The organism is Photobacterium nomapromontoriensis, assembly GCF_050336815.1.
GTDB lineage: Bacteria > Pseudomonadota > Gammaproteobacteria > Enterobacterales > Vibrionaceae > Photobacterium > Photobacterium nomapromontoriensis.
The window spans coordinates 1-4903 of sequence record NZ_JAKJSL010000082.1 but is presented as its reverse complement, the minus strand read 5'-3'; the positions used below and the strand labels follow the sequence as shown (position 1 = coordinate 4903).

Annotated in this window: 3 protein-coding genes and 1 pseudogene; all 4 read right to left on the bottom strand. The window is 43.9% G+C overall.

Annotation, left to right across the window (positions count from 1 at the left end; all coding sequences use genetic code 11):
- Window positions 1-1066, bottom strand: a 1066-nt coding sequence (locus L4D12_RS25105) for a hypothetical protein (RefSeq protein WP_428450551.1), incomplete at its 3' end; no start/stop codon positions are given.
- Window positions 1067-1106: 40 nt separating this feature from the next.
- A complete protein-coding gene (locus tag L4D12_RS25100; RefSeq protein ID WP_428450550.1) occupies window positions 1107-2762 on the bottom strand; it encodes a hypothetical protein in 1656 nt (551 codons plus the stop codon).
- Window positions 2763-3151: 389 nt separating this feature from the next.
- Window positions 3152-4396: a hypothetical protein gene (locus L4D12_RS25095; RefSeq protein WP_428450549.1), complete on the bottom strand. Its 1245-nt coding sequence runs from the start codon at window positions 4394-4396 to the stop codon at window positions 3152-3154.
- An 85-nt stretch (window positions 4397-4481) separates the two neighbouring features.
- Window positions 4482-4903: pseudogene (locus tag L4D12_RS25090) on the bottom strand (hypothetical protein); the annotation flags it as partial.

The window sequence follows — 4903 nt, the reverse complement described above, 5'->3', positions numbered from 1 at the left end:
CTAGTGCTCGGTAAATGGTTTTTTGATCAGGTCCAGTGAACCACATATCACCGCCATTTAAACCAAGCATGTAACCGCTAGTAAAATACTCACCTACTTTTTGGGCTGGTTGGCCAGAACGGTATACCCCTCCCTGTCCATGACCTATACAGTAAAAACCATCAGCAAACTTACTGCCCCATACATTACAATCATATGCATTCGGGGTAAATTCACCACGGTCAACAAGTTTTAATGTTTTAGCATCAATAACAAAGGTATTGCCACAGGTCGGCAAGCCTCTGTCGCCAAACGTTTCAATAAACTCTTCAGTGATCCCACAAGAGAAATCCCCAGCGACATCATTGTCAAAACTTAAATATATCTGTTGTTCGGACTGGTTCATATAAGCTTGCCCAAAGGATGCTGCTCGCCTTGCCAGTGGACCATTCACCTCGTCAAATTTAATGACCTTTTTATTACCTAATTTGACTAAAATGAGTTCATCTCTTTTTTTTACCACAACTTGAGTACTGTCTTTATCCCACATGGCATCATGGATTGTTGTCGAAACCTTGCCCAGCTGGGTGATTTCACCGTTGTCTAAGTCATACAACACCGTGCCCCCTTCCTGAGGGATAATAAGATAACGGCCATTCGGTGAACGCGACATGTATTTCCCGTAATCGATGGTGCCGCTATGAGGTGTGGGTGGCAGCACACCTTCAGGAATGAGTAGCTGAGGGTTAGTGCCGTCAATATTCAACGCCCAATAACTGACTTGTGACTCATCGTCTGGGTTGGCAATCGTAAATAACACTTGCGGAAGTTTGACATTCTCGGTGTTCCAATCCGCCACTTCAGGATCACTGGGTATATCAAAGTAATATGCATAATGCCAACGGCCTCCTGTAACATTGCGAAATTTGTTACTGTAATGTCTAGGCTCTTTTTCACGGTACCTTAGTTGATCCGCTAACAATTCTATGCGGGCTTTTTCGTCAAAATAAGGCTTAGCAAAATAATAACCTGCGCTGGCCACCATGACGGTCACCATACCTAAGCCAAGTAGTCGTTTCTTTTTCATTGTTTATCCATTGTTATCTATTCTTATTTTTACATCTGCACTACAACGACCAATCCAACATCAAGGATTCATAACGTTGCTTATCGTCATTGCTGACACCCTTAGGGGATTCATTTGATTGTTTCGCGGGCTCGGCCTCTTCAAACTCGTCAGGCTCTGCAAATAAATCCTGATAAGCGACCTGATTAAACAGCACATGACGGCTGTCTGGATCTTGGTCACAGACCAATGAAATAGTAAAAACCCCCTCTGGTGGCAAACCACTCAAATATGCCTGCTGCCAATCATGGTCATCACCTTGATAGAACGCTAAGTCGAAAATATCCCTGTAATCACTATTATGATCAATAATATAGAGGGTATTGAGCGCCGTAAGCCCAGAGGTTCCCACATCAATTCGAAACAACATACCGCTATTCTTGCCATCCACGTAAGCAACCACGGTGTTACTTTTATCAAAGCTGCGTACAACGGCCTGCTGATCAGTAAGCCACGGCATGTCATCTTCGGTAACGCGATGAACCGTGGCGCTATCCACGTCTGAAGTAAACGCCTGAACACTAAAGGACTGCGCGTCACTGTAACTACCTAACTCATCAAGAGAAGTGCTCGCTTTATCCAACCTTGCACTGTCAGATTCTAATGCTTCAATCTGGCTAAAGCGCTTCTGGTTAGGGGAAAAGACAATCTTTAGGCCATTTTCACCCTGTTGCACTTCACCGGCGATTTTGTATGGCACCCAAAATTGCGGCATGGCAAAACCGGACACATCTCGTGGTATAACAGCAGGTATCTGTTTTTTCTTTTCTTCGCTATTTACTGTCCGGTAATACTCAACATCAATATCCTGATAATACCCTCTGTCGGTGATGGCCATTTCACGCCAGAGCTTACCTTTCCAGAACACATACAGATACCCACCGCGTAATTCAGAGGCTTTTGCTTTGTTTTTGCTGCTATCCAGATAAGCGAGCGGCCTGACGGGCACTAGCACATTATCCCATTCCGCCATTTGGATTTCTTTATCAACAGGTTGAAGGTTATCAGCCAGTTTCAGCAAAATGGGGGTTGGTTGATCAGTACATGGGATCTTGATGTATAGGGTTTTTCCTTCCACCGCCAAATCTTTGAACGTCGCAAGGCTACGGTGCGCATTCTCCGCGTCAGCCTTACCTATGGCGATTTTTTCTTTCTGCTCATCTGTTTTACCTAACATCAGACACGCCGCATTGTTTAACCATTGCCCAGCAAATTCCACCACAATTTTATGATCAGGGCTTGGCTCGACGGGCACATAGTTGTAATTGCGCACCAAATGGACGTCGTCGACCACTTGCTGGTAACCCGCATTGTGAACCTTAGTTTGACCAGAGGCAGAAAGCGTATCAATACGCGCTTTTAGCCGCGGAAACGCTTGCAGCTGAGTCGCGCTCAGTGGTGAACGGCGTGAGAATGATGAAAGACCAATCCAATTACCCTTGATTAGCTCTGCTCGCACAGCATCAAGAAGGGTGTTAGTGGACTTTTTAGCCGACATGGAAATTTGCTCAGACATCATGCGAGGCAATTGTCCGGCGATATCATTGGTATTTCTAACACGCGAAAAACGCCCTATACACTCATCGGGTGTAAGAACATAAGGTAGCTCGTTGGGGGTTAACTTCGAGCTGGGTATAAATTTGCAAACTGAGTGCATTTGAATTCTCCACAACCAACATCGTCAATATGGCTGCGGTGATATTTAAGCTGATAAGGCTTACGAGTACGATTTGGTCCGACGATATTACTCACTTATTGGATGTATTTCAATTAGGTGCAAAAAACGACCACACCGCCAGAATAACCATGCAAATAGTTATTCTGAGCGCAAAAATAAGCATAACAACCACAAAAGATAGCACCGTGAGTAGGCTATTAGTAATGGCAATTAACCTGTGAGCTTAAACAAAATTCACAATATTATGAGATATATTAAAAATATTGAGGCATCAAACGACAAATCCCATAATAAAATGGCCTCTGGATCGCCCCCGAAATAAAAGCGCTGATATAACCATCGTTAACGTTGGCACTAAGGGTTCAGACTCAATCCCGCGCCTCTAAAACCACCTTCGCTTTTTCTAGATCGCGATAACTCGGCAACGGGTATAATGCATCACTCCAGCTTTCCGTATCACTGTGCTCAAGAACATAGCGGCTAAAACCAAAGCCAAAATCTGATAATTCCACTCTTTTACCATTTTGAACAGCACCTAGTGTGTACACCATTTTAGTAGTAGGGCTATTTTCGGTTGGCTTTTCTAACACTCGGGAGATATTTCTTTGCTCATATCCAGTGAACCACATATCGCCGCCATTTAAACCAAGCATGTAACCGCGCGTAAAATGTTGACCTACTTTTTGAGAAGGTCGCCCTGCGCGGTATACGCCGCCGCCATTATTTCCCAAACAGTAAAAACCATCAGCAAACTTACTGCCCCGTACATTACAATCATATGCATTCGGGGTAAATTCACCACGGTCAACAAGTTTTAACGTTTTAGCATCAATAACAAAGGTATTGCCACAGGTCGGCAAGCCTCTGTCGCCAAACGTTTCAATAAACTCTTCAGTGATCCCACAAGAGAAATCCCCAGCGACATCATTATCAAAACTTAGATATATCTGTTGTTCGGACTGGTTCATATAAGCCTGCCCAAAGGACGCTGCTCGCCTTGCCAGTGGGCCATTCACCTCGTCAAAGTTAATGACCTTTTTATTGTCTAATTTGACTAAAATGAGTTCATCTCTTTTTTTTACCACAACTTGAGTACTGTCTTTATCCCACATGACATCATGAATTGATGTCGAAACCTTGCCCAGCGGGGTGATTTCACCGTTGTCTAAGTCATACAACACCGTGCCCTCTTCCTGAGGGATAATAAGATAACGGCCATTCGGTGAACGTGACATATAGATGCCATAATCGATAGTACCGCTACAAGGCGTGGGAGGTAGCACGCCTTCAGGAATCAGTAGCTGAGGGTTAGTGCCGTCAATATTTAATGCCCAATAACTGACTTGTGACTCATCGTCTGGGTTGGCAATCATAAATAGCACCTGAGGAAGTGCCACATTCTCAATATTCCAATCCGCTATTTTAGGTCTTTTAGGTAATTCAAAATCTGTATCATAAATCCACTCTGTAGCATCCCCCCTTCGCCACTCAAGCTGCTCAGCTAACAGTTCTATGCGGGCTTTTTCTGCAAAATAAGGCTTAGTAAAATAATAACCTGCGCTGGCCACCATGACGGTCACCATACCTAAGCCAAGTAGTCGTTTCTTTTTCATTGTTTATCCATTGTTATCTATTTTTATTTTCACATCTGCACTACAACGAATAATTTAATACCAAGACTTTTTCTCGATTTTCGCTCTAGCCATTGTTGCGCGCCTCTAAAACCGCCTTCGCTTTTTCCAGATCGCGGTAACTCGGCAACGGATATAATGAGTCACTCCATTTTTCCGTTGCACTGTGTTCAAGAACATAACGGCTAAAACCAAAACCAAAGCCGGATTTCTCCACTCGTTTACCACCTTTCAAACTGCGGAACGTGTAAACCATTTCAACGGTTGGGCTATTTACGGTCGGCTTTTCTAACACTCGGGAGATATTTCTTTGCTCAGGTCCAGTGAACCACATATCGCCGCCATTTAAACCAAGCATATAACCGCTAGTAAAATACTCACCTACTTTTTGGGCTGGTTGGCCAGAACGGTATACCCCTCCCTGTCCATGACCTATACAGTAAAAACCATCAGCAAACTTACTGCCCCATACATTACAATCATATGCAT

Excerpts from the sequence above, each read along its gene's own strand:
- L4D12_RS25100 (WP_428450550.1), bottom strand. The coding sequence starts at position 2,762 with ATGCACTCAGTTTGCAAATTTATACCCAGCTCGAAGTTAACCCCCAAC.
- L4D12_RS25095 (WP_428450549.1), bottom strand. The coding sequence starts at position 4,396 with ATGAAAAAGAAACGACTACTTGGCTTAGGTATGGTGACCGTCATGGTG.